At 41.5% G+C, this 23,781-nt stretch carries 23 protein-coding genes, 2 pseudogenes and 1 riboswitch; of the genes and pseudogenes, 12 read left to right on the plus strand and 13 right to left on the minus strand.

Translation table 11 applies throughout. From position 1 onward, the window contains the following. Positions 1-324 precede the first annotated feature (324 nt). Together GFC28_RS10230 and GFC28_RS10235 are read left to right on the plus strand one after the other, a co-directional pair. Positions 325-2,469 (plus strand): peptidase domain-containing ABC transporter, encoded by a 2,145-nt coding sequence (locus GFC28_RS10230; RefSeq protein WP_044741772.1) that lies wholly within the window; start codon positions 325-327, stop codon positions 2,467-2,469. Positions 2,470-2,772: 303 nt separating this feature from the next. Continuing rightward, positions 2,773-3,881 (plus strand): annotated as a pseudogene (locus tag GFC28_RS10235) (IS110 family transposase); the annotation flags it as partial. A gap of 295 nt (positions 3,882-4,176) precedes the next feature. On the opposite strand, the pseudogene GFC28_RS18875 reads toward GFC28_RS10235, so the two are convergent. The 6 genes and pseudogenes from GFC28_RS18875 to GFC28_RS10260 all read right to left on the minus strand — a co-directional run. After that, a pseudogene (locus GFC28_RS18875) lies at positions 4,177-4,471 on the minus strand (transposase); the annotation flags it as partial. 489 nt (positions 4,472-4,960) lie between these two features. Next, entirely contained in the window at positions 4,961-6,340 is a 1,380-nt protein-coding gene (rlmD, locus tag GFC28_RS10240) for a 23S rRNA (uracil(1939)-C(5))-methyltransferase RlmD (RefSeq protein ID WP_044743839.1), read from the minus strand. An 11-nt stretch (positions 6,341-6,351) separates the two neighbouring features. Then, complete coding sequence (locus GFC28_RS10245; RefSeq protein WP_044743840.1) at positions 6,352-7,218, minus strand: DNA-3-methyladenine glycosylase family protein; 867 nt, start codon at positions 7,216-7,218, stop codon at positions 6,352-6,354. A gap of 56 nt (positions 7,219-7,274) precedes the next feature. Next, a complete protein-coding gene (gene pdaA, locus GFC28_RS10250; RefSeq protein ID WP_369818783.1) occupies positions 7,275-8,045 on the minus strand; it encodes a delta-lactam-biosynthetic de-N-acetylase in 771 nt (256 codons plus the stop codon). Positions 8,046-8,357: 312 nt separating this feature from the next. Next, entirely contained in the window at positions 8,358-9,905 is a 1,548-nt protein-coding gene (locus tag GFC28_RS10255) for a fumarate hydratase (RefSeq protein ID WP_044743842.1), read from the minus strand. Between the two features lie 129 nt (positions 9,906-10,034). Beyond that, positions 10,035-10,217 carry an SE1561 family protein gene (locus tag GFC28_RS10260; RefSeq protein WP_044743843.1) on the minus strand — a complete coding sequence of 61 codons (183 nt, stop codon included), beginning with the start codon at positions 10,215-10,217 and terminating at the stop codon, positions 10,035-10,037. Positions 10,218-10,319: 102 nt separating this feature from the next. Between GFC28_RS10260 and yfkAB the strand changes: the two genes are divergently transcribed. Together yfkAB and GFC28_RS20270 are read left to right on the plus strand one after the other, a co-directional pair. After that, positions 10,320-11,444 carry a radical SAM/CxCxxxxC motif protein YfkAB gene (gene yfkAB, locus GFC28_RS10265; RefSeq protein WP_044743844.1) on the plus strand — a complete coding sequence of 375 codons (1,125 nt, stop codon included), beginning with the start codon at positions 10,320-10,322 and terminating at the stop codon, positions 11,442-11,444. A 68-nt stretch (positions 11,445-11,512) separates the two neighbouring features. Continuing rightward, positions 11,513-11,701, plus strand: coding sequence for a transposase (locus GFC28_RS20270; RefSeq protein WP_044743845.1), 189 nt, complete (start codon positions 11,513-11,515; stop codon positions 11,699-11,701). Between the two features lie 56 nt (positions 11,702-11,757). Here GFC28_RS20270 and GFC28_RS10275 read toward each other — a convergent pair whose 3' ends face one another. The 4 genes from GFC28_RS10275 to GFC28_RS19290 form a co-directional block, all read right to left on the minus strand. Continuing rightward, positions 11,758-12,267 (minus strand): DoxX family protein, encoded by a 510-nt coding sequence (locus GFC28_RS10275; protein ID WP_044743846.1) that lies wholly within the window; start codon positions 12,265-12,267, stop codon positions 11,758-11,760. Positions 12,268-13,006: 739 nt separating this feature from the next. Continuing rightward, a complete protein-coding gene (locus GFC28_RS10280; RefSeq protein WP_044743847.1) occupies positions 13,007-13,795 on the minus strand; it encodes a YfkD famly protein in 789 nt (262 codons plus the stop codon). 227 nt (positions 13,796-14,022) lie between these two features. Further along, positions 14,023-15,075 carry a calcium/proton exchanger gene (cax, locus tag GFC28_RS10285; protein ID WP_044743848.1) on the minus strand — a complete coding sequence of 351 codons (1,053 nt, stop codon included), beginning with the start codon at positions 15,073-15,075 and terminating at the stop codon, positions 14,023-14,025. Positions 15,076-15,096: 21 nt separating this feature from the next. Then, positions 15,097-15,480: an OsmC family protein gene (locus tag GFC28_RS19290; RefSeq protein ID WP_044743849.1), complete on the minus strand. Its 384-nt coding sequence runs from the start codon at positions 15,478-15,480 to the stop codon at positions 15,097-15,099. Between the two features lie 89 nt (positions 15,481-15,569). On the opposite strand from GFC28_RS19290, the gene GFC28_RS10295 reads away from it, so the two are divergent. After that, a complete protein-coding gene (locus GFC28_RS10295; protein WP_044743850.1) occupies positions 15,570-16,727 on the plus strand; it encodes an MFS transporter in 1,158 nt (385 codons plus the stop codon). Positions 16,728-16,884: 157 nt separating this feature from the next. Continuing rightward, complete coding sequence (locus GFC28_RS10300; RefSeq protein WP_044743851.1) at positions 16,885-17,031, plus strand: BH0509 family protein; 147 nt, start codon at positions 16,885-16,887, stop codon at positions 17,029-17,031. 219 nt (positions 17,032-17,250) lie between these two features. Here the strand turns inward: GFC28_RS10300 and GFC28_RS10305 are convergent, their stop codons facing one another. Genes GFC28_RS10305 through GFC28_RS10315 form a run of 3 tightly spaced genes read right to left on the minus strand, consistent with a single transcriptional unit; the run spans position 17,251 to position 18,887 of the window. Further along, positions 17,251-18,084, minus strand: coding sequence for a YihY/virulence factor BrkB family protein (locus tag GFC28_RS10305; protein ID WP_044743852.1), 834 nt, complete (start codon positions 18,082-18,084; stop codon positions 17,251-17,253). A gap of 16 nt (positions 18,085-18,100) precedes the next feature. Then, positions 18,101-18,394: a YtxH domain-containing protein gene (locus GFC28_RS10310; protein WP_044743853.1), complete on the minus strand. Its 294-nt coding sequence runs from the start codon at positions 18,392-18,394 to the stop codon at positions 18,101-18,103. Between the two features lie 22 nt (positions 18,395-18,416). Then, the gene (locus tag GFC28_RS10315) at positions 18,417-18,887 is read right to left on the minus strand and encodes a low molecular weight protein-tyrosine-phosphatase (RefSeq protein WP_044743854.1); all 471 of its coding nucleotides are present in this window, start codon (positions 18,885-18,887) and stop codon (positions 18,417-18,419) included. A gap of 119 nt (positions 18,888-19,006) precedes the next feature. Here GFC28_RS10315 and GFC28_RS10320 point away from each other — a divergent pair, with 119 nt between their 5' ends. The 6 genes from GFC28_RS10320 (at position 19,007) to cysC (ending at position 23,780) form a co-directional block, all read left to right on the plus strand. Then, entirely contained in the window at positions 19,007-19,231 is a 225-nt protein-coding gene (locus GFC28_RS10320; protein WP_044743855.1) for a DUF1128 domain-containing protein, read from the plus strand. Between the two features lie 444 nt (positions 19,232-19,675). Further along, a riboswitch (SAM riboswitch) is annotated at positions 19,676-19,789 on the plus strand. Positions 19,790-19,861: 72 nt separating this feature from the next. Beyond that, a complete protein-coding gene (locus GFC28_RS18880; protein ID WP_082063674.1) occupies positions 19,862-20,005 on the plus strand; it encodes a YezD family protein in 144 nt (47 codons plus the stop codon). A gap of 103 nt (positions 20,006-20,108) precedes the next feature. Beyond that, entirely contained in the window at positions 20,109-20,813 is a 705-nt protein-coding gene (locus tag GFC28_RS10325; protein WP_044743856.1) for a phosphoadenylyl-sulfate reductase, read from the plus strand. 12 nt (positions 20,814-20,825) lie between these two features. Further along, on the plus strand, positions 20,826-21,899 hold the full coding sequence (locus GFC28_RS10330; RefSeq protein ID WP_044743857.1) for a sulfate permease: 1,074 nt from the start codon (positions 20,826-20,828) through the stop codon (positions 21,897-21,899). A gap of 109 nt (positions 21,900-22,008) precedes the next feature. Continuing rightward, positions 22,009-23,157: a sulfate adenylyltransferase gene (gene sat / locus GFC28_RS10335; protein ID WP_044743858.1), complete on the plus strand. Its 1,149-nt coding sequence runs from the start codon at positions 22,009-22,011 to the stop codon at positions 23,155-23,157. 17 nt (positions 23,158-23,174) lie between these two features. Continuing rightward, the gene (cysC, locus tag GFC28_RS10340) at positions 23,175-23,780 is read left to right on the plus strand and encodes an adenylyl-sulfate kinase (protein WP_044743859.1); all 606 of its coding nucleotides are present in this window, start codon (positions 23,175-23,177) and stop codon (positions 23,778-23,780) included. The last annotated feature ends 1 nt before the right edge of the window (position 23,781 follow it).

Genomic DNA, 23,781 nt, shown 5'->3' on the forward strand with positions numbered 1-23,781 from the left:
TTTCAAAAATTTTAATTATATGGTATATTCACCATATAATTCATAATACCAAAAAGTAAAAAGAATTGTTAGATTGTTTTTTATTTTTTTACAAAATATACAAAAATGCAATATTTCAGGATGCAATTGTTGTAATTTTTTGTAGAATTAAGACAAATAATCTAACATATCAGAACGATCTATCTTTTAGAGATTGAAGGCTGCATGATAGCCCAAAAATCGTGACAAAATTTAAAAGTAAAAAGACACTTCCTGAAAAACACAGAGGTTAGTTCTTCAGTTTATATCGCTAATATATTATTAAACAGGGAGATGAAATGAAATATGAAAAATAAAGTACCGTATATTGAACAAATGAACGAATCCGAATGTGGAATTGCTTGTGTAGCTATGATCAGTAGTTATTTTGGCAAACATATCGATATATCTGATTTAAGAGACTTATTTGGAACCAGTAGAGATGGTTTGACCTTAACGGTACTCTCAAATCTTTGTGATATGCTTGACCTTGACTCAAAAGCTTTTATGGTGAATACAGAGGAACTAAAGAAATTGAAATTTCCTGTAATTTTACATTGGGATTATCAACATTTTGTAGTATTCGAGGGATATAAAAGAAAAAAATTCCATATAGTTGATCCAGACAGAGGTAGAAGAAAGTTAAAAACTGATGAAATAGAGAAACACTTTTCAGGAACAATTCTTTCTGTTATTCCTAATAATAATTTCTATAAGAAAAAACCAAAACCACTTTGGAGACCATATTTATCGTTACTTTGGAAGAAACCAATACTATTGCTAAGTATGCTATTATTAAGTATTTTTCTACAAAGCTTTGTAATAATTTCCCCTTTATTAACCCAATATATTGTAGATAGAAGCACAAGTAAGTTTTCTGATTTTTCGTTTGTTACATTATTATTAGCAATAGGACTATCGTTAATATCCTACATTTCTTTTAATATATTAAGAAATGAAGTGTCTATCAAATTATTTGAATACTTAGATTTTAAATTATCTTGGAAATTTTTTTCGCACTTATTAAATGTCCCATATACTTTTTTTCAAAATAGAAAGTCAGCAGATCTTCTCTATCGTTTTTCAAATTTAAGATCGATTAGAAATGTGCTCTCATCTCAATTCATGAAAAGTCTTTTAGATATGATTTTAGTTATAACTATTTTTGTCTATATGTTCAATAAATCTCCTATGTTAGCATTACTATTAATGGCACTAACCAGTCTATTAGCTTTGACTATTTTTTCTTTTCGAAGTAGAATGAATGATTTGAATCGGCTTGAAGTTTTTGAGGATACAAAATTATATTCTTTTCAAAGTGAAAGTATAATGGGCATCCATGATATAAAATCTTCAGGACTAGAACAAACATATTCACAAAAATGGAAGGATATGTATAATAATTTTTCGACGGCATTTGTGAATAGAGAAAGATTAATTGGAATTGTTACCGCAATCTCATCAAGTTTTAATTTTTTTATTCCAGTTTTTATATTGTTAGTAGGTATGCAAAGTGTTTTAAATGGAATAATTACACTTGGTGAATTAATTGCTTTTCAAACTATTTCTGCGTATTTTTTAAATACTTCTAATTCTTTGATTATGCAAATTGAAGCATATTATCAATTAAAAGTTTACTTAAAGCGCCTACAAGATGTATTTAATACTCCTCTTGAAATAACTGAAGAAACAAAAGAAAAGCATATTATACAGGGAGAAATTGAGTTTCAGAATGTTTCTTTTTCTTTTACACAGTATGGGAAAAATGTTATTAATAATGCCAGCTTTCATATATCAGCAGGGGAAAAAGTAGCTATTGTAGGTAAATCTGGGTCAGGTAAAAGTACATTAGCAAATTTAATACTAGGTATATATCCACTAAAAAATGGAATAATACTATATGATAAAAAGGATATTTCTTCATTAGACAAACCTACATTAAGAAAACAGATTGGTATTGTAACCCAAAAACCATATCTATTTAATAAATCAATTTTTGAGAATATTGTTGCTAATAGGGAAGGTGTAACTTTAGATATGGTAATCGAAGCTGCTAAAATTGCGGAGATTCATGAAGAGATAATGAAATTACCTTTAAATTATCATACAATTATCTCTGAACAAGCTAAAAATTTTTCTGGTGGCCAAATTCAACGTATCTCTATTGCTAGAGCTTTAGTTGGTAATCCTAAGATTATTATTTTTGACGAAGCAACCAATGCCCTTGATAGTATCACAGAGAAAAAGATTGATGATCATTTATCAAAATTAAATGCTACTCGTATCATAATTGCCCACCGATTATCAACAATTAAAAATGCCGATAGAATAATTGTTATGGATGATGGAGAAATCGTTGCACAAGGGAAACATGAAGAATTAATTACAAGTAATGATTACTATATATCACTTTATAAACATAATAATAGTCTTGAATTGTTAAATATATAATTTTATAAATACAGCTTTTGGGTACCTTCAAGAATTTTGTGTATTGCAAGATAGACACCCATGATGAAAAAATGCATCACCAGCGGAAGGATGAAAACCAATTTTGTCGAAGTATCTCCTTGCGGCTGGGGTCATGAGGTCGTTTCCTATCTAGTACCGTGAGTCTGAAAGGTAGACGGACCCCGGTAGCTTGGTGCACTACAGAATGTCACTCCTTTTCGGAAGCACGCAGGATAGAATGCTCACAAAGAGGTTACTGCACCAACCGTTCATCCCAACATCGATCGCAAGGAGGTTTTCTCGATGCAAGTACTCTATGAACGTTGTTGCGGATTGGATGTGTACAAAAAATCGATTGTAGCCTGTGCACTCACCCCAGAAGGCAAGGATTTTCAAACATTTGATACATTGGTGGATTGGCTCAAGCAAAAGAACGTCACTCATATGGCGATGGAATCGGCCGGCGTATACTGGAAACCGGTATATAATCTGCTTGAAACGGAATCATTCGAAGTCTTGGTCGTTAATGCTTAGCACATCAAAGCGGTTCCGGGTCGAAAGACGGATGTCAAAGATGCGGAATGGATTGCGGATCTTTTGCGGTACGGTCTTCTTAAAGGTAGCTATATTCCGAATCGAGATTAACGTGAATGGCGTGAACTCGTTCGCTACCGTCGCAGCCTCATTAAAGAACGAGCCCAGGAGTTGAATCGGATGTAAAAGCGTGAGAAGGAGCGAACCTCAAACTTTTCGCGGTCATCTCCGATATCAACAGAGTTTCGTCACGGGCGATCATCAAGGTGTTAGTTGTTAGTCGATGGGACGAGTGATCCGATTTTGTTGTCTGCATTGGCGAAAGAGCGCTCAAAAATAAAACGCAAGGACTTCAACACGCGCTCAAAGGATTAATCGGTCATCATCAGCGAATGATGCTTTCGGAACAGCTTCGCCACATCGAGTTTCTTGATGCGGCGATTGCTCGATTGGATGCAGAAATAGAGGAGCGAATGCGCCCTTTTGAAGAAGACCTGGAGCTGATGGACACGATTCCCGGCACTGGAAAGCAAAACGCCCAACAAATTTTAGCGAAAATCGGAACAGACATGAGCCACTTTCCTTCTGCTCAACATCTGGTCTCATGGGCGGGGCTAGCTCCAGGGAATCATGAAAATGCCGGGAAACGCATGTCAAGACGAACGACGAAGGGAAACAAGAAACTTCGATCAAGCTTAGTGGAAGCCGCTCGAGCTGCCTCGAGACAAAAGGACACGTATCTTTCGGCCAAATACCATCGAATCGCCGCGAGACGAGGAAAAAACCGAGCCGCTGTGGCAGTTGCGCGTTCCATTCTAGTCATGATCTATTACATGTTAACACCAAGAGAACCGTATAAAGAGCTAGGTACAGACTACCTCAATAAATGACGAGAATCGAAAATCATCCGTCAAGCAAGTAAAACTGGAAAAAGTAACAGCATAAGGTGCATAGACGAGTGATAAAATCTCAACGATACATTCTTGTTAAATTCCAAATACAGGAAATATGATATTCCGAGAGCTAGAAGGGGTTTGTTTTCAGGATAGATATGATATCTCTGAAATGGATTTGGAATGGATAGGAAACCGGTTTTCTCCTCTACATAAGGCTGAATATTCAGTCTTATGTGGGAAAAAGGAGAATCCTCTATTTTAGATTTACAGTATTTAGTTAATGATAAATTTCTTCAAACATTCGTTGAAGGACTTCCTTCACTTCGTCAAATCCTCGAAGTTTCCTTTCGACCCACTTCTCATTAAAGTCTTGTATCGCCAATATACGACTTTTTCCGCGGCTTCTAGGCTGCTTAAACTGTTCATCGACTTTAGACGTTTCTCAATCTCCTTGATCGTTCGTTCGATGTCATTCGTCGTGTAATCACACTTCGAATACTGTTTAGATAATCCATAAATGTAAGGAGGACATCCAACTCATTCGCCCAAGATTGAACTTCTCTTGGGTACTTTGGCCTGATGTTAGTCTAGATTATAGACACAACGAATAGAGAAATGTATAGTAAATCTATCAATCATAGGGAGTGTCTATAATGGCTAGACGTTTTGATAAAGAATTCAAAATACATGCAGTAAAATTAGTGATTGAATAAAGCAGGAAACAAAAGCATTTCCTGCTTAATTTTTTCTTGTTCAGTAATAATAAACCCTTGCTACTCTCCACCCCTTCATCCCTCATTCCTGCTCCACCTATATTTTTCCATTCATAATAAAGTCGTGCACAAATCACTCATTTTCTCGATTTTTGATTCGATTTTTTCTGGCAGAACTTTATTATGATTGAGAATAAAGTTGTGACAGGGAATGAGGGGAAAGGCTTGAGGAACAAGGGTTTTCCCTTTTCCCTCTTTCCTTTCCCCTGCCTTGCTCCTGCCCTTTCGCACAACTTTATTTTGATTTTGGCAGGAGTTTATTTTATATGGCAGGACTTTATTAGTTCTTTACAATTTCAAGGTTAGTTTCGCCACACACTCCACATGCGCGGTGTGCGGGAACATGTCAACGGGCTGGATGTAGTCGACTTGATACGTTTTGGATAGCCGGTCAATGTCGCGCGCGAGGCTTGATGGGTTACAGGAGACGTAGACGATTTTGGATGGCTTGACCTGAAGAATGGTGCGCAATAAAGCTTCGTCACAGCCGGTGCGCGGCGGGTCGACGATCACCACATCGGGGCGCCAGCCTTCTTTCACCCACTTTGGCAGAATATGTTCTGCTTTTCCGACCGTATATACCGCGTGGTGAAATCCGTGGCGCGCAGCGTTTTTGCGTGCATCCTCAATCGCTTCACGAATCGTGTCCATTCCGCGCACTTCCCCGGCATCTTTCGCGAGCCAAAGCCCGATCGTCCCGACACCGCAATATGCATCAACCACTTTTTCGTGTCCTGTCAGCCTTGCTGCTTTTTTCACTTCATCATAGAGCTTGACAGTTTGCACAGGATTTAATTGAAAAAAAGCGCGAGCCGAGAGCTCGAATGAAAGATCGCCAAGCACCTCTTGAATGTACTCTTCCCCTTCAAGCAAAAATGTCTCTTCGCCAAAAATAAGCGATGTTTTCTGGCCGTTCACGTTTTGCATGATTGACTTCACCTCCGGAAGCCGGCGCTGAATCTCTGAAATCAGCAGCTCTTTCCGTGGCAGTTCTTTTTTGGCGGTAATGAACACAAGCTGCACTTCTTTTGTGTGAAAGCCAACTCTGACAACAATGGTGCGCACAATTCCCGTCCGTTTCCGCTCGTTGTAAATCGGGATGCGTAAATCCTCTAAAATCGTTTTGACGATCGCCGTTACTCGATTTGTAGCTTGATGCTGGATGACGCATTCCGCGATATCAATTAATTGATGGGAGCCCATTCCATACAGACCGGCAATGACATTTTCATTCCGCTTTCCGACTTGAAATTGGCTTTTATTGCGGTAATGCCATGGGTCTTCCATGCCGATGGTCGGCTTGATCTCCAACGCTTCCACAGGAATGCGGCAGTGCCGTTCAAACGCTTGGATGACAATATCACGCTTCGCCTCAAGCTGCGCTTGATAATCGAAATGCTGAAGCTGGCAACCTCCGCACTGCTCGTAAACGGGACAACGCGGAGCGACGCGATGAGCGGACGATCTGCGTATTTTTTTAATCTTCGCCTCAGCGTATTTTGGATGAATAGTTGTCGCCTCTACCACGACCTCTTCTCCTGGAAGCGCTCCTGGCACAAAAACAACCTGCTTTTTAAAATAACCGACTCCTTCCCCATTGATGCCAAGCCGCTTAATCGTCAACGGAAATTGTTGTCCTTTCTGAATGGTAATCGCTGTTTTCCCCATGCTTTCAACTCCTATTCAATGCTTCTCCATAAATACAGCGAGGCATAGCTTAAATACGGCTCCCATTTTTGAGCAAGTGCCTCCATTTGCTCAAAAGAAGGCTTGGTTTCTAAGTGAAGTAATTTTTGAATGGCTCGCTGCAGCCCGATATCGGCTTTTGGAAACAGATTAGGGCGTCCAAGTCCAAACAAAAGAAAATTTTGCACTGTCCATGGACCAATGCCGCGAATCGGGAGCAGCATGTTGGCCACTTCCGCGTCCTCCGCATGCTGCAGTTCGCTCAAGCGCAGCTTCCCTTCCACCATCAGCCGCGATGTATGGATAATGTATTCCGCCTTTTTACCGCTGAGTTGCAATGACCGCAGATCATCATAATGAAGCGCGGCAATTTTCTCGGGCCGCGGATAAAACCAGATTCCCTCTCTTTCCGTTCCAAAAGCTTTCACAAACCGTTCGGTTAAACGATAGGCCACTTTTAAATGAAGCTGTTGGTGAATAAAGCACTTCATCAGACAAAAATAAAGATCGAAGTCCAAAATGAGCGGTGTTCCTTCATGCTCAAGAAACAGCTCGCGCAATTCTGTTTGCAAAAAATGTTGGTGAATCGGCGCAAGCGGCACATTCCATTGAAAAATATCGGAAATTCTTTTGACAATTTCCTCCTTCAGCTCTTCGTGTTCCGCTTCAACCAAAAACGCCGGATTGTTTTTATCACCGATGCTTTGTACGAAAACCGCCACTGGAACATCACGGATATAAAGCGGTACAGCCAGTCGCTGGCGTTCAACATCGGCCACTGTGAGAGGGTCTAACGCCAACCTTTCCAATACGCGTGAAAAATCATAAGGAGCGCTTACTTTTATATGTTGTTGCCACATGTCCGTTCCTTCCTTTTTTCTTTCATTATACGAAACAAAACCCTTTGAACAAAAGCTCAAAGGGTAAAGAGCAACGGATGAAAACGCATTTTTTCTGCCATTAAGTCATCGAGACTTTTAAAAGTATACCCTTGCTTGCGCAAATCATCAATTACTTTGGCAAGCGCATCCGCATTATCTTTAGAAACGGTATGAAGCAAAATAATCGCTCCTGGATGAATTTGCTTCATAATCTGATCATAAGAATATTTCCAGCCTTTTTGCTGGTCGGTATTCCAGTCGACAAAGGCAAGCGACCAAAAGACATGGTAATAGCCGAGCTCACGAGCGACGGCCATCGTTCGCTCACTGAAAATGCCCCGTGGAGGACGAAGGTACATCATGCCTTTTTGTCCCGTCAATTCCGCTGTTCTTTGCCGTACGGATTCCAATTCTTTGCGCAGGCGCTCATCGCTTACTTGCGTTAAATCAGGATGATGCCAAGAGTGATTACCGACGATATGCCCTTCTTTCACCATGCGTTTGACCAAATCAGGCGCCGTTTCTAAATAATGTCCTGTCACAAAAAAGGTGGCTGGTACCCTCTTTTGCTTAAGTACATCTAAAATTTGTGCCGTATAGCCATTTTCATATCCGTTATCAAAAGTTAAATAAATCTCCTTTTTTTGCGTATTTCCTATATAAAAACCATCGTATTTGACAAGCAGTTCGCTCCATTCCTTTCCGGCAGACGGCGGCTTATGATCTTTGCTTTTGGCAAATCCCCAATGAATGGGGGTGTTGGCAGTTGCGTAAGCTGTCTGTGACATGAGCGGAATGGCCACCATCCATAAAGATAAAAATAAAACAAGTCGCTTCATTGTTTCCCTCCCCTAAAAATAAATTCGCTATAATTAGGGTTTTCTTTATGCGAGCTGCTTAGTCAATCCATTTTCTGCAAAAAAACCGCTAGCGTTGATCGCTAGCGGTTCAGACTGTTATCAAACACTTTCATGATGCTTCCTTGATTCGTTTTCTCGCTCGGCTGTGTTTCTTATCGGCCAAGCCTTGTCAAGTTAGGACGATCAGGAATAGATGATGCGTAAAGTGGTTGCAGACAAGCTCAACATGGATTTTGTCTACACCCTTGTTTTTTCCGCTTATTTAAATACCGGCTCTTTAAATTGCGCTAATGTTTCTAATGACGATTTTTCGACATCCTCGTGAAGGCTGTTGCCATGAGAGTCCATTGTCACGACGGCGGTAAAGTTTTCCACTTTCAAATGCCACATCGCTTCTGGAATACCGAATTCTAACAGATCGACACCCTCGACCGATTTGATACAGTCCGCATAATATTGTGCTGCTCCACCGATCGCATTTAAGTAAACGCCGCCATGTTCTTTTAATGCGGCCAATGTTTTCGCTCCCATGCCGCCCTTTCCAATCACCGCGCGAATGCCGAATTTTTTCATAATGTCACCTTGATAAGGCTCCTCGCGAATGCTTGTTGTCGGCCCTGCCGCCTTCACATGCCATTTGCCTTCTTTATCTTTCAGCATAACTGGACCGCAATGATAAATAATTTGTCCATTTAAATCAACCGGAGCATCATGATCCATTAAATATTTATGAATCGCATCACGTCCTGTATAGATCATGCCATTAATGCGAACCACATCGCCGACTTTCAACTGGCGAATCTGCTCTTCTGTAATCGGCGCTTCGAGCACAATTTCACGTGATTCTCCCACTCCTGTCGAAGCTTTTTCTTCCACCTTCTCTAATTCTTCGGCAAAATCCACATCTTCTCCGTCTTGATAGAGCCATTCTTGAATTTCCCCTGTTTCTGGATGAATCTTCACTCCAAGACGACGGAATGCCCAGCAATTATAGGCAACAGAAACGAAGAAGCTAGCCGGAATACGATGCATCACACCAATTTTACAGCCAAGAAGCGTCGTTTCACCGCCAAATCCCATTGTGCCGATGCCAAGCTTATTAGCATTTTCCATAATGTATTCTTCTAACTGGCGAAGTTCTTCGTTCGGATTGACATCATCCACAGAACGAAAGAGCTGTTCCTTTGCCAGATCATATCCGGAAGAACGGTCGCCGCCGATGCCGACACCGATGAATCCGGCACTGCATCCTTGGCCTTGCGCTTGATATACGGAATGCAAAATACATTTGCGGATTCCATCTAAATCGCGTCCGGCTCGTCCAAGTCCTTCCAATTCGCAAGGCAAGCTATATTGAATATTTTTATTTTCACAGCCGCCGCCTTTTAAAATGAGACGAACATCAATATAGTCCTTTTCCCATTGCTCGAATTTTATGACTGGGACACCTACTCCTAAGTTGTCGCCGCTGTTTTCTCCTGTTAGCGAATCGACAGAGTTTGGCCGAAGCTTGCCATCTTTTGTCGCTTGCACGACCGCCTGGCGAATCGCCTCTTTCATTTGAATTTGATTCACTCCGACAGGAACCTTAATTTTAAATGTTGGCAGCCCTGTATCCTGACAGATAGGCGATACATTTTCATCGGCCATTTTAATATTCCCAGCAATGGTCGATAGAGCCATTGCGGCACGAGTTCCGGCATTTTCTCTTGCTTTGGCGCGAGCGATGGCCCGCCGAACATCTTTTGGAAGCTTCGTTGATGTCTCAACAATAAGCTGGTACATACTTTCTTGAAATTTTTCCATCCTAAACGCCCCTTCCCCTTTGTGCATCATATGTATCCATCGTTCGACTTCTTTTTTATTATACTCCTTTTTAGTGATGGATGAAAACGGATGGCATTGGAAAAAAGAAAAAAGCCGTATGACGGCTTTTTACCAGCTTTTTTTGAATTGTTCATATTTCATTTCGAGCGAATCAATGACGGCAATGAGCCGATCAATATCCTCTAAATCCGCAGCCTCTGGATCTAGCGAATCAAGCATGTGCAGCAGCATGTTGAAACGCTCCTCTAGATATTTCAATTGTCTTTCTTTCTCATAAACGGCGTTACCCACTACGTTTCTCTCCTTTCTCCCTTTCATCGTACATGATTGTTCAAGAAATGACAATCAACTATAATGAAGATGAATGGACTTTAAATAGTAAAGGAGAATGATATGGCTCGTTTAACACTGGAACCGATTAGTCCATCCTTTGACCCATGGGAGGCCTATCTGGATGTTCAGCAATACGGTTCATTGCAGTTAACCAATGTCGAATTTACGACCACCACATTATGTAATATGCGCTGTGAACATTGCGCTGTTGGTTATACATTACAAACGAAAGATCCTAAAGCATTGCCTCTTGATCTGCTTATCCGGCGTCTGGAAGAAATTCCATATTTGCGTTCGTTAAGTATTACAGGCGGGGAACCGATGCTTTCGCTCAAGTCGGTTAACGAGTATGTCGTTCCATTATTGAAATATGCCCACGAACGCGGAGTGCGGACACAAATCAACTCCAACTTAACGCTGGATTTGGAGCGCTATGAAAAAATTATTCCATATTTAGATGTGCTTCATATTTCTCATAACTGGGGCACAATGGAGGATTTTGTTGAAGGCGGGTTTGCCATGATGGAACGAAAGCCAAACATCCGCCAGCGCGAAGCCTACTTTGAACGAATGATTGAAAACGCCAAAGCTCTTTCACAAATGGGAGTTATCGTCTCTGCCGAAACGATGCTCAATAAACGGACATTGCCGCATTTAAAAAACATTCATAATCAAATTGTTCATGAAATGCAATGTAAGCGGCATGAGGTGCATCCGATGTACCCGAGCGACTTTGCCAGTGCGCTAGAAGCGCTGTCGCTTGATGAGCTGCGGAAAGCCATTCATTATTTGCTGGATATTCGCGATGAAAACGTCTGGATGCTCTTCGGAACGCTGCCATTTTATCCTTGCAGCAGCAACGAAGACGATCTCGCCTTACTGAAACGGCTATATGCGAGCAAAAATGTGACTGTGCGCAACGATCCAGATGGTCGGTCCCGCTTAAATGTCAACATTTTTACTGGAGACATTATTGTAACGGACTTCGGCGACGAACCATCACTCGGCAATATCCAGCATCACTCTCTGCTTGAGGCGTATGAAAGATGGATGAATTCTTCGCTTGCCCAACAACTGAATTGCCACTGTCCATCGGTGCAATGCCTCGGCCCAAATGTTCTTGTTAAGAATAGCTATTATTGCGATGTTGATTTTACCAATAGAGCTGCGCGCATCATCAAATAAACATCGTATTCATCCTAGATATTGTAAAATGGCGGACAAAACCGAAAGGGACTTTGTCCGCCATTAAGATGAAATCAAAGGCAAAAGCAACCCTTAAGGCCGAACAGAAGGCAGACCTTTATGCGAAGAGTAAAGTGGATATCGAAGATGCGTTCGGAAACATTAAGGGCAATCTGTCGTTTACTCGATTTCTGTTCCGTGGACTGGAAAAGGTGCAAACAGGATTCAGGATAGTGGCAATGCCCACCCCCTTCTGAAATTAGCAGACATCTGACACGCTCTTTTGGGACGAGTCCAATCTAAAGGCCTTTTCTTAATGTGCAGCTGCTCGTTTGTGTTGGTTTGTTCGTCTTCTACGTTGACCAATGTATTGCTTCAAAGCTGGTATCGCAAATCGATCCACTCCGAAATAGTAAGCCCCTGCTCCTACAAATAGTAATATAACTGCCGCTGTTAATAAAACGGGATTTGTGCTCACAGTACCCGCTAACAAGAAGTTCAAGTTCATAAACACTCCTGCGAGCAATGCTGGAATCGTTGCCGCTCCAATGATTAGCCCTACCCCAACAAACACTTCTCCATATGGAATCAGAATATTAAATAGCTTGACATTTGGAATCGCAACATTTTCAAGAAAAGCAGCATACCATCCTTGAACAGCTGGATTTTCTCCTGTCGCTTTTGCCAAAGCACCTTGTAAAAAACCACTCGCATCAAATTCCCCTGTCACCTTATGAAGTCCTGCTTCCAACCACTGAATCCCCAACCACACTCTCATCACGGTCCAAATAACGGCTGCTTGAGGAGTTTGATACCATTTCATTTTTTATTCCTCCCAAATTTTATTTGTGAAATATTTCACATAATGTACCAAAAAAATAAGTATATAAAGTTCTGTTCTTTCGTATTAGTTTGTGAAACATTTCACTAATTCATTACATCTTTAGTGTAATTTATTTTTACTTTATTTGCAATATCGTTCACGTGATTGTCATAATAAAACCATTTATATGAGAAGCGGAAATTGTGGGTATGATGAAAAAATGCTTTGAAGCTATACACCGAATGGAGAAGTTATTCACAAAAAGCATATTTATATCTTTGTGAATCATGTGTATAACTAGGAAAAATCTTATCAAATCAATATGATTTTTGTGGATAAATATGTGAATACGATGATGATGAGCCTTTTCCTATATTTAACACATCCAACAGAAAGTCTCCTACCTCTAAACGAAGTGAAGGGGAAGAGGTTTATATTTAGGGAAACCATTGAAAAAGAGTACCCGTTTATCAAAATGGAAATTTCCTAAAATTAAGAGATGAGCAAATCACACGACATTTATTACTATGTTCCAAAAACAAACAGATGTACGAATCCATCCATACAAGAGACATAAACCTCTTTTTAGCTAGTTGGGTCGCTCATCTATTCCAACCAAGGAATCGGTTCATGTTTGCAGGCATCCGCCACGTGAACTTCAGAAAAAAGAAAAAGAGTAAATGGAAAAATAATCTATTTTCCCATCCACTCTTTTGTAAAGGCTTTTGAACAAGCCCCCTTATCTTGGTTGATCGCTGATCACATAAGAAAAAGAGAGGCGGTCCTGAACTGGAATCCAGGCACCGATTCCTTGTGTCGTCACATTTTTGACCATGATTTTTTTCTTGTTTCCTTTGAGGACAATATATACTTCTCCATATGTGACCTTTCCTTTCTCATTCACCGCTGGAGCATATGCATATAAGTAGCCCATTTTCTTCGCTGGCACTTGATACGGCTGGTCTTTTTTCGTTCCGATGCCAATCACCGTACTAAATGACAATGGCAAGCTGGTTTTTTTCATTGCCGTTAGCAGCATCATCTTTTTGACCGCTTCCTCGCTTGGAACTTGCGCTGTTAATCCGCCGCGAATTTGCTTTTGCATTTCTTGTCTATAATGCAGCTTTTGTGCTGCTTTGCCGCCGCGATTATCCAAAAAGTTGGTATTCACCTTTTGATATTCCCAGTTTGTTGAGGTCTCTAGCGATTGATAGTTAAGCGGCCATTGACCCAAATAAATCGTTGCTCGATATCCGATAGAGAACGGAGTGCTTGATATTGATGATTCATTTAATAAACGAATCAGTTCTGGATTTTCAATTTTAACATTGGCCGATTGAATCAATTGTTTAGCGAGAGAGCTCGGCTGTAAATAAGGCAAATCCTGCGTCGAATTCGGATACGTATTTTCCTTTGATATATCGACAGCGGAATTGCCCAGCACTTGTTTGGGTGCAGCGGCGTCGGCTAAAATAGGCGAATATATCATTAGAACGCTCATTACACAACTAATGATCCACTTTTTCATTGCACCAACTCCTTTCCATTGCTGCTTTCTTCGTTATTTTTTTCAAAAAAAGAACGTTTATCCATCCTAAAAAAATTTATTATTATTCATTTTAATGTTAAAAATATTCAAATAATATGATATACTATCTCATAGATGTGCTGTTTTTCCTCCTATTGATGCAATACCGCCATTGCTTGGTCGATTAGGACAAGCGAAAAAAGACTCTGCAAACGCAGAGTCCTTTTTTACAGCAAGTAAAAGCCGATTCCCATAATAATATAAGCAGCCAAAAGCGTAGCCCCTTCGAACCAGTTGGTGTCTCCGTCATTTGAAAGAACGATAATCAGCAATACAGATGTAGCCATCGCCGCCAATTCAGGAAGCGAAAAAACAAGCGGCATGCTTGTCGGGAAGAACAGAGAAATAAGAACAAGCACAGGAGCGACAAACATGGCGATTTGCAGTGTAGACCCAATGGCAATTTCAACTGCCACATTCATTTTGTTTTTATACGCCATAATGATGGCAGAAGCATGCTCTGCCGCATTTCCGACAATCGCAACGATGATGATTCCGATAAACAGCTCGCTCCAGCCAAACGATTCAGCCACTGTTTCAAATGTATGAACAAGCCTTTCCGATATGTAAGCAACCGCTACAGTAGCGAGAGCTAAAATCGTAATCGCTTTTCCTTTGCCCCATTCCGGCTCTTCATGATGCTCTGCTTCGTCCGATTTGTGCTGATAGACGCCGCGATGCGTCACCAGCTTAAAGTACAGAGCGGCCAAATAAAGAATAATCATAATGACGGAAATACCAATGCTTAGCGATAAGGTTTTCGTTTGCGGCATATTCGTCGAAAATACTTCCGGGATCACAAACGCCACTAAAATAGCAAATGTTAGCAACCCTGCGTTATGACGAGCATCATACACATTAAACTCTTGGCGCTTATACTTGAGTCCCCCCACAAAAAACGATAACCCTGCAACCAATAACAGATTGCCTAATACCGAGCCTGTTAAGGAAGCTAGTACTACTTCTACCAGTCCCGCTTTCAATGCAAAAACCGAGATAATCAACTCCACCGCATTGCCAAACGTTGCATTTAGCAGTCCACCAATACGCGGACCTGTCACAATGGCCAAGCTCTCCGTCGCCCGGCCCATATAGCTCGCTAACGCAATGATCGTAAGGCAATAAATCAAAAACATCATCACTGAAGGCCAATGGAGAAGTCCTCCAATCACTGATAGCGGTACCCCGACAAACACCATTAGCGCAAATATTTTATTCATCTTTTGCACCCAACCTTTCCACTATGGAATAAGCTCAAATGTTTCCGTAATACGGATGCAGCCTTTCACCGACTGAACCATTGGACAGTTTTTTCTGGCGATTTCCAATGATTTCGCCACTTGCCTCTCATCTAAATCGCTGCCTTTAATCATAAAATGGAGATGGATGGCTTCCACACGGTTCGCTTCCTTTTCATTGCGTGCCACATCAGCCCGAATTTTTATGTCCTCTATATGCAATCGTTTCTTTTCTAAAATTTTTCTCAATACTCCGCCGCTGCAAACAGCAATGGAAGAAACAAGCAGCTGATAAGGACGGAAACCGTAAGTTTCATCTCCAGCTACATGTAAATCTCCATATTCAAGATTCGTGTAAAACCCTACTTCCTTCATCACAAATTCCATAGATTGCTCACCTCTTTTTTCTTGTTTTCCATCCAAAAGCTATGTACCATGATAATCGACGTACTTTTTAGCAAACGAGGGGTTTCATTATGCGACTTTGGATTCTAGTCAGCATTGTTGCTATTTCCGGATTATCGCAAGGCATGCTGCTTCCTTTGTTATCTATTATTATGGAAAAGCACGGATTTTCTTCTTCCGTTAACGGCATGCACGCTACTGCCATGTATATAGGTGTGTTGCTGATTTCTCCGTTTCTCGAAAAGCCATTGCGAAAATATGGATATCGTCCTATGATTATGCTCGGTGGTTTTATTGTACTATTGTCTCTCCTTTTATTTCCACTATGGCATTCATTTTTATTTTGGTTTGTATTACGCTTGTTCATTGGAATCGGCGATCATATGCTTCATTTTGCGACTCAAACATGGATTACCGATTTTTCGCCGGCACAACGCCGCGGGCGCAATTTATCGTTATATGGCTTATTTTTCGGAATTGGTTTTGCCGTTGGCCCGATGCTTGCATCGCTTGTTGAGATTCACGAGGCGCTGCCGTTTCTCCTATCTTCCTTATTGAGCTTTGCAGGATGGCTTACTGTTTTTTCGCTCAAAAATGCGCATCCTGAAGTCAACGACGCTTCAGACAAATCCAGTGGGCTGCGCCGTTTCACACAAACATGGAAATATGCTTGGGCGGCATTATCGCTTCCGTTTGCCTATGGTTTCCTAGAGGCTTCCATTCATGGCATTTTCCCTGTTTATGCGCTACGAGAGCACATTTCGGTCGAACATATCTCCTTTTTTATTTTGCCAGCTTTTTCAATTGGAAGCATCCTATTTCAATTACCGCTCGGCATTTTTAGCGATCGCTTGGGCCGCAAAACGGTCCTTATTACGGCTGTGCTTCTTGGGAGTTTGAGCTTTATCAGCGCTCAGTTTTTTACGAATTCACCTCTTGGTCTTTTTGTCTGCTTTTTTGTGGCTGGGATGTTCGTTGGTTCGCTCTTTTCGCTTGGCATTACCTATATGGCCGATTTGCTCCCAAAAACACTGCTTCCAGCCGGAAATTTATTATCTGGCATCCTTTACAGCGTGGGAAGCATGGTGGGGCCTTTTTCACTTGGAGTCATCATCCAATACAAACAAGGAGGCAGCTTTTTTGTCACTGTCAGCACCCTTTTGTTCCTCATTTTTCTTATCCTTGCATACAATAAACCAAAGGAGATCAGGGAGATCGCAGATCATTGATCTCCTTTTTTTATCACCAACCTGTTCTGTCTCCTTGACTGAAGAAGATTCATCATGAGAAGACATAAAAATATATTGACCTTCTCTCCATTCTGTTATATAATACAAACAACAAAAATAAATTCTGTTTTAAAACAGTGTGAAAGGGAGAGGAAGAATGAGCAGAGCCGAACGGAAAAATATGATTGAGTTTATTGAAAAAGTTAAAGGATTCACAAAAGAACAGCTTTTATACATGACAGATGCGGAAATTGAACACATTTATAATCAAACCTATTATCACTACGAGGAACTCGCTGAATAAAGGGCTGCCTTGACGACAGCCCTTTTCTTTTTTTATTTAATGGTATCCATTTTGTCCGTTTGCACTGCTGCTTGTTTTATGCTTTGGCCGGTTTTTTCCTTTTTGTTTCGTGCCGCCATCTTTTTTAGTATGCTTTGTCATGATGATTCCTCCTTAACTAACCGGATACAATGGTTATCATCCCCGCTCCAATCGCAGTTTATAAAAGGGAATTGCGCTCTACCGCTCCCGTTTCCTTCCTTCTCGTTGGCATTCCAAAACCGCATTCAATTCTCCACCCAACACAATGATCATTCCGGATAAATAAAACCAAATCATTAAAATAATAATGCCCCCAAGGCTCCCATACATAGATGTATAACTAGAAAAACTCTCTACGTAATAAGAAAAAGCGAGAGATGTAACAATCCAGCCAATGGTAGCAAACATGGCACCTGCCATCACTTGCTTATAATGTAATTGCTTATTCGGAGCAAAATAATACAGCGAAGTAAACACACCGAACAAAATAAGGAAGCTGACAATCCAGCGAAACGCGCTCCAAATCATTAAAAAGATACCCGAAATGCCGAGCATGGAGGATAAAAAAAGCCCGATCGTTTTCCCAAAAACAGGCAATACTAGAGCCACTACAATCACAAGCATCATTCCAAATGTCAGCAAAATGGACACGCCTCTAGCCGCGATAAAGGAACGGCTTTCTTGCACATCATAAGCACGATTAAACGCACGAACAATAGCGTCAATACCATTCGAAGCAGACCAGACAGCTCCTATAATTCCGAATGACAACAGCTTGCCATTTTGGTGATTCATAACATAATGAATATTTGCTTCGATAAGGTCCATCGCTTCCTTCGGGGCATATTGGCGAACAACCGATAAAACGTCCTCATGCTCGATTGGCAAATACGCCATCAATGTAAATAAAAAAATCAGAAAAGGAAAAAGAGAAAGAAGGAAAAAATAAGCTAACTCAGCTGAAAGACGAGAGACTTCATCTTCCCGAAACCGCTTGACCATTTCACGTATAAACGTGAGGTTCATCATCATGACCAATATGCTCCCTTCACTTTTTCAGGCGAAGATCTTTATGCTTGATTGCATCGTATGATTCTTTTACCCACTCGATCATCTCTGGTGTTTTTTCAGCTACTTCTTTTATTTTTTCCGCTGTATAGACTACGTCTTCCGCAAGCTGTCCTATACTCTCGCGGCATTCATGGATTCGCTCTGGCAGCTGGCGAATCAGCTTGCCCCGTTGCCCCCATACCTCTTTCAGCGAATGCCTCGTTTCTCGATCAAGCAGCGAAACAGCTGCACCAATAACCGCTCCGATCATGATGTTTCTTGCGATTTTCATCTTCTCCTCCCCCTTTGGTTGATTATATTCCTTGTTCTTTTTTAATCGCTTCAAGCAAATGCCGGCAGCCCTTTTGGATTAGCTCGTACACTTCGGTAAAATTACCTGTATAATAAGGATCCGGTACATCAGCTATATCGCTGTCTGGAACAAAATCAAGTAAACGGCCAACAAAGCCAGCTTTATTATATCCAGCCAAGCGCTTTAAATCCTCCATGTTTTCGACATCCATCGCAATAATATAGTCAAACATCCGCAAATCCTCTTCGCCAATTTGTCTTGCCCGAATTCCCGAAAAATCAATTCCCTGCTTTGTTAAAATGCTTTGCGTTCCTTCATGAGGCGGATTGCCGATATGCCAATTCCCCGTTCCCGCCGAATCGATCATAATTTGATCTTCAAGCCCTTCTTTTTTGACCAAGTCGCGAAAAATGGCTTCAGCCATTGGTGATCGGCAAATATTCCCAAGACAAACAAATAACACTTTAATCATCACAACACATCTCCCTTCGCTATCCATTATAAACAAAATAACAGTATACATGTATATTCTTTCATTCCTTCCATATGGTACAATGACTCTATCCATCAAATTCAGAAAGGATGAGACTTTTGGATTTATCGCAAAAATCTCTTGAAAATATGGAATACATGATTGAAAAAATAAAGGAAAAGCTGAAGGTTCTCAACTTTGATGTGATGAAGTCATCCCATTTTGACGAAACGCTATATGAGGAGTTAAGAGATCTTTATGAAATGGTCATGAGAAAAAGCTCCTTCAGCCCTAATGAAATGCAAGCCATTGTCGAAGAGCTTGGAAATTTACGCAAACGATAACGAAACAAGATAGAGGCTTTTCCATGCTGGAAGCGGTGTCCGCGCCTGCTCCGTTTTTTCTATAAAAAGGCGCCTCGTCAGCTTTTTAGGTGACAGACAATGTCCAAATGGTCGTTGTCTGTCATTCTTTTAGGCATATTCTCCCGCAGATCCCGCTTAGCAAACAAAGATCGCAGCTAATCGCGGGAAGTAAAATGGAACCATTTTGAAAAATGGCCTCCCCCTCTTCTCCCTTCCTATCTTTTCCCATTTTCATAACGATCTATATGATGTTATCCCTTTTCATTCTATATTCCCCATCACATGAATGAACCTCCCCGACCAGCACTTCATTAAGAGATAGGAGACTTCTCGACAAATAATGTGAAAATGAAAAAATAAATTCCTATCGAAAAACTCGGGTTGACATTTATTCGAATTATGTTAAAATTTTAGTCAATTACATACTTATCAAGAGTGGGGGAGGGAACTGGCCCAATGAACCCCGGCAACCTACTTCAAATTCATGAAGCAAGGTGCTACGTCCATCCAAATGGGAACCATTTTGGGAGATAAGGTGAAATAGGCAGCCTCCTTTGTCTTTCCGAAATGGAAAGCTTTTTTATTTATTGACACTAAGGAGGAATCGTAATGGGAAATGAACAGCAAATCGCTGCCATTTTTACTAGAATACAAGAAATGCTGCAGTCAATGAAATTTGGCACGATCACGCTTGTGATCCAAGACGGCAAAGTGATTCAACTTGAAAAAAACGAAAAGATAAGAATTAAATAATAAGGCGCGCTGACTAGACAAACTAGAGGCGGTTTTCCCTTCTATCGTAAAGAGCAAGGTGAAAACGGTCTTTTTTTACCACTAAATGAAGGAGGAAGCAACCTTGCTGACTTATGACACATGGAATGGAGAAATGCCATTCTTCTCAATTGACAATGAAACAAAAGGAGCCTTAGATGTTATTCGATGGGCTTATGAGCATTATGGAGAGGAGGTTGTTTATGCCTGTAGCTTCGGTATTGAGGGCATCGTCTTAATCGACCTCATCTCTAAAGTTAAACCGGACGCAACCGTTGTTTTTCTCGATACGGGTCTCCATTTTCGCGAAACATACGAAACGATTGAAAAGGTTCAAAAGAAATATCCTTCGCTTCGCATTGTAATGAAAAAGCCGCGCCTATCGCTAGAAGAGCAGGCAGAACAAATGGGAGAGCAACTATGGGTGCATGAGCCAAATCGCTGCTGTGAAATTCGCAAAATTATCCCGCTGCGCGAAGTCTTGACAGGTGTGCCAGCCTGGATTTCTGGATTGCGCCGCGAGCAGTCTTCCACACGGAGACATGTGGAATTTCTGAATAAAGACCCAAAATTTCAATCTATTAAAATATGTCCGCTGATTCACTGGACTTGGAAAGACGTATGGAACTATGTCTATAAACATCAGCTGCCATACAACGAGCTTCATGATAAAGGCTACCCAAGCATCGGCTGTGAGCCGTGCACATCTCCTGCGCTTGATGCAAATGATTTGCGTTCAGGCAGATGGGCTGGACGCGGAAAAGTCGAATGCGGCCTCCATGAATCATAAGGAGGGGCATACATGCTTTTAGTCGTTGCTTTTGCCGTCTCCTTCTTTTTCGCCATGAATATCGGAGCTAGCGGAGCAGCCGCAGCGATGGGAGTAGCCTATGGCTCAGGAGCCATTCAGCGGAAATCCATCGCCCTCCTTCTTTGTGGTCTCGGTGTTTTTCTAGGGAGTCTTGGCGGAGGAGAAGTCGTGAAAACAATTGGTTCTGGCATCATCCCTTCGTCCATTTTAACGATTAAAATTGTCACGATTATTCTAGCAGCTTCGACTATTTCCTTATTTGCGGCCAATATGATAGGAATTCCACTATCAACAAGCGAAATTACGGTTGGTGCTGTCGTCGGTGCCGGCATGGCTTATCAAACGTTATATCTTTCTAAACTTCTATTTATTGTTTCCATTTGGATCATCATTCCAGTCATCGCCTTTACTTTTACCTTTATCGTTGGAAAATGGTTTTTGCGACTTAAAGAAAAACATCCTTACATTGAACAGGGCATGTGGAAAAAAAGCCTGATGTCCTTGTTAATTGTGACTGGCTTTTTTGAAGCTTTTTCAGCTGGAATGAACAACGTGGCCAACGCTGTCGGCCCTCTCGTCGGCGCCAATTTGATCTCAGTGAATTCCGGCACTTTTTTTGGCGGCTTATTTGTAGCATTAGGAGCCGTTTTACTGGGCGGGCGCGTGCTCGAAACGAACGGGAAAAAAATTATTCATTTTTCTCCGTTTGAAGGATGCGCAATCTCAGGAACAGGAGCCATCCTTGTCATTCTTTCGTCCCTTTTCGGACTGCCAGTGCCATTAACGCAGATTACCACATCCGCTATTATCGGAATCGGAACAGCCAAAACAGGAACGTACATTTGGCAAAAACGAATTGTTATTCAGCTGTTAAAGGTTTGGGTTGTTTCACCTATTTTTTCTCTTGTTATCGCTTATAGTCTTGTAAAATTACTGCTGGACAGCGATATTTACACGTTTATTGCTATTTTTAGCGTCTTTCTGTCCACCCTAGGAATCATCAGTCTCAAAAAAACAGTGACAGAAGAAAAGCGCTCTTTGCACGAACATGGCGAAGGAATTTAATATTAAATCACAGTTATCCTATCGCTTTTATAAACACAAGCGATATCAATCGTTAACAACGCTCGCTAACCATAGCGGCCCTATTTACTATATTTTAGGAGGAATGAAAATGAGCTTAAGCACCCCACATGGCGGTACATTAATCAATCGTTGGAACCCGGAATATCCATTCCACTCTGTGACGAAAAAAATTGAGCTGTCCAATGCAGAATTAAGCGATCTTGAATTGATCGGTACTGGCGCATACAGCCCGCTAACAGGATTTTTAGGAAAGGAGGACTACGAATCTGTTGTGAAAACGATGCGCCTTGCCAATGGCATCGTTTGGAGCATTCCGATTACGCTTGCTGTGAGTGAACAAAAAGCAGCTGAGCTTTCCATCGGCGAAACGGTAAAGCTTGTCCATAACGGCCAAGTATACGGCGTGATGGAAGTTCAAGAGCTATACGTGCCTGATAAACAAAAGGAAGCCCTTCTTGTCTATCAAACAGAGGACTGGGATCATCCTGGAGTCAAAAAATTATTCGAAAGACCCAATGTCTACGTCGGGGGACCGATCACCCTTGTTAATCGAACAAACAAAGGACGATTTGCTTCCTTTTATTTCGATCCAGCCGAGACACGCCAACGCTTTGCTGAATTGGGGTGGAACACCGTTGTCGGCTTTCAGACGCGAAATCCTGTGCATCGCGCTCACGAATATATTCAAAAATGCGCACTTGAAATCGTCGATGGACTATTTTTAAATCCGCTTGTCGGCGAAACAAAGGACGACGATATTCCAGCTGATATTCGCATGGAAAGCTATCAAGTACTTTTGGAAAACTACTATCCGAAGGATCGAGTGTTTCTTGGCGTCTTTCAAGCAGCCATGCGCTATGCAGGGCCACGGGAAGCCATTTTCCATGCGATGGTGCGCAAAAACTTCGGCTGCACGCACTTTATTGTCGGACGCGATCACGCTGGCGTTGGAAATTATTATGGCACATATGATGCTCAAAAGATTTTCTTAAACTTTTCTCCAGAAGATCTCGGCATTACTCCATTATTTTTTGAACATAGCTTTTATTGTACAAAATGCGAGGGAATGGCCTCAACAAAAACATGTCCGCATAGCAGCGAACATCACGTGGTATTATCGGGAACAAAAGTACGAGAAATGTTGAGAAGCGGCCAAGTACCGCCTAGCACATTCAGCCGTCCAGAAGTGGTGCAAGTGCTTATTAAGGGGTTGGCAGTTCCTCATTCCGCTCGCTAACAAAGGAGGAAATCACATTGAACACTAACGTTGTTTGGCATCAGACGGCCGTGACAAAGGAGGAACGCCGCCAGCGCAACGGCCATCATAGCTGTGTTTTATGGTTCACTGGGCTGTCTGGCTCTGGAAAATCGACAGTAGCTAACGCCGTTTCTAAAAAGCTATTTGATCTCGGCATTCAAAATTATGTGCTTGATGGAGATAACGTTCGCCATGGATTAAACAAGGACTTGGGATTCTCTGCTGAAGACCGTACTGAAAACATCCGCCGCATTGGCGAAGTGGCCAAATTGTTTGTCGACAGCGGGCAATTTGTGTTAACAGCGTTTATCTCCCCTTTCGCTCAAGACCGTGCGCTAGTGCGTGGGCTGGTGGAAAGCGATGAATTTATCGAAATCTACGTAAAATGCCCGCTTGAGGAATGCGAAAAACGCGATCCAAAAGGGCTATATCAAAAAGCTAGAAACGGAGAAATTCGCAACTTTACCGGCATTGATTCGCCATACGAAGCTCCGGAAGCTCCGGAACTCATCATTGACACCCACCTTCATTCCATTCATCAATGTGCCGATCAAGTGATGGCTTATTTACGCGATCGACACTTTATTAAGGAGGATTTATAAA

Origin of the sequence: Anoxybacillus sp. B2M1 (assembly GCF_001634265.1) — a bacterium.
GTDB classification, from domain to species: Bacteria; Bacillota; Bacilli; order Bacillales; family Anoxybacillaceae; genus Anoxybacteroides; species Anoxybacteroides rupiense.

Excerpts from the sequence above, each read along its gene's own strand:
- GFC28_RS10230 (WP_044741772.1), top strand. The coding sequence starts at position 325 with ATGAAAAATAAAGTACCGTATATTGAACAAATGAACGAATCCGAATGT.
- rlmD (WP_044743839.1), bottom strand. The coding sequence starts at position 6,340 with ATGGGGAAAACAGCGATTACCATTCAGAAAGGACAACAATTTCCGTTG.
- GFC28_RS10245 (WP_044743840.1), bottom strand. The coding sequence starts at position 7,218 with ATGTGGCAACAACATATAAAAGTAAGCGCTCCTTATGATTTTTCACGC.
- pdaA (WP_369818783.1), bottom strand. The coding sequence starts at position 8,045 with ATGGTGGCCATTCCGCTCATGTCACAGACAGCTTACGCAACTGCCAAC.
- GFC28_RS10255 (WP_044743842.1), bottom strand. The coding sequence starts at position 9,905 with ATGGAAAAATTTCAAGAAAGTATGTACCAGCTTATTGTTGAGACATCA.
- yfkAB (WP_044743844.1), top strand. The coding sequence starts at position 10,320 with ATGGCTCGTTTAACACTGGAACCGATTAGTCCATCCTTTGACCCATGG.
- GFC28_RS20270 (WP_044743845.1), top strand. The coding sequence starts at position 11,513 with ATGAAATCAAAGGCAAAAGCAACCCTTAAGGCCGAACAGAAGGCAGAC.
- GFC28_RS10275 (WP_044743846.1), bottom strand. The coding sequence starts at position 12,267 with ATGAAATGGTATCAAACTCCTCAAGCAGCCGTTATTTGGACCGTGATG.
- GFC28_RS10280 (WP_044743847.1), bottom strand. The coding sequence starts at position 13,795 with ATGAAAAAGTGGATCATTAGTTGTGTAATGAGCGTTCTAATGATATAT.
- cax (WP_044743848.1), bottom strand. The coding sequence starts at position 15,075 with ATGAATAAAATATTTGCGCTAATGGTGTTTGTCGGGGTACCGCTATCA.
- GFC28_RS19290 (WP_044743849.1), bottom strand. The coding sequence starts at position 15,480 with ATGGAATTTGTGATGAAGGAAGTAGGGTTTTACACGAATCTTGAATAT.
- GFC28_RS10295 (WP_044743850.1), top strand. The coding sequence starts at position 15,570 with ATGCGACTTTGGATTCTAGTCAGCATTGTTGCTATTTCCGGATTATCG.
- GFC28_RS10300 (WP_044743851.1), top strand. The coding sequence starts at position 16,885 with ATGAGCAGAGCCGAACGGAAAAATATGATTGAGTTTATTGAAAAAGTT.
- GFC28_RS10305 (WP_044743852.1), bottom strand. The coding sequence starts at position 18,084 with ATGATGATGAACCTCACGTTTATACGTGAAATGGTCAAGCGGTTTCGG.
- GFC28_RS10310 (WP_044743853.1), bottom strand. The coding sequence starts at position 18,394 with ATGAAAATCGCAAGAAACATCATGATCGGAGCGGTTATTGGTGCAGCT.
- GFC28_RS10315 (WP_044743854.1), bottom strand. The coding sequence starts at position 18,887 with ATGATTAAAGTGTTATTTGTTTGTCTTGGGAATATTTGCCGATCACCA.
- GFC28_RS18880 (WP_082063674.1), top strand. The coding sequence starts at position 19,862 with ATGGGAAATGAACAGCAAATCGCTGCCATTTTTACTAGAATACAAGAA.
- GFC28_RS10330 (WP_044743857.1), top strand. The coding sequence starts at position 20,826 with ATGCTTTTAGTCGTTGCTTTTGCCGTCTCCTTCTTTTTCGCCATGAAT.
- sat (WP_044743858.1), top strand. The coding sequence starts at position 22,009 with ATGAGCTTAAGCACCCCACATGGCGGTACATTAATCAATCGTTGGAAC.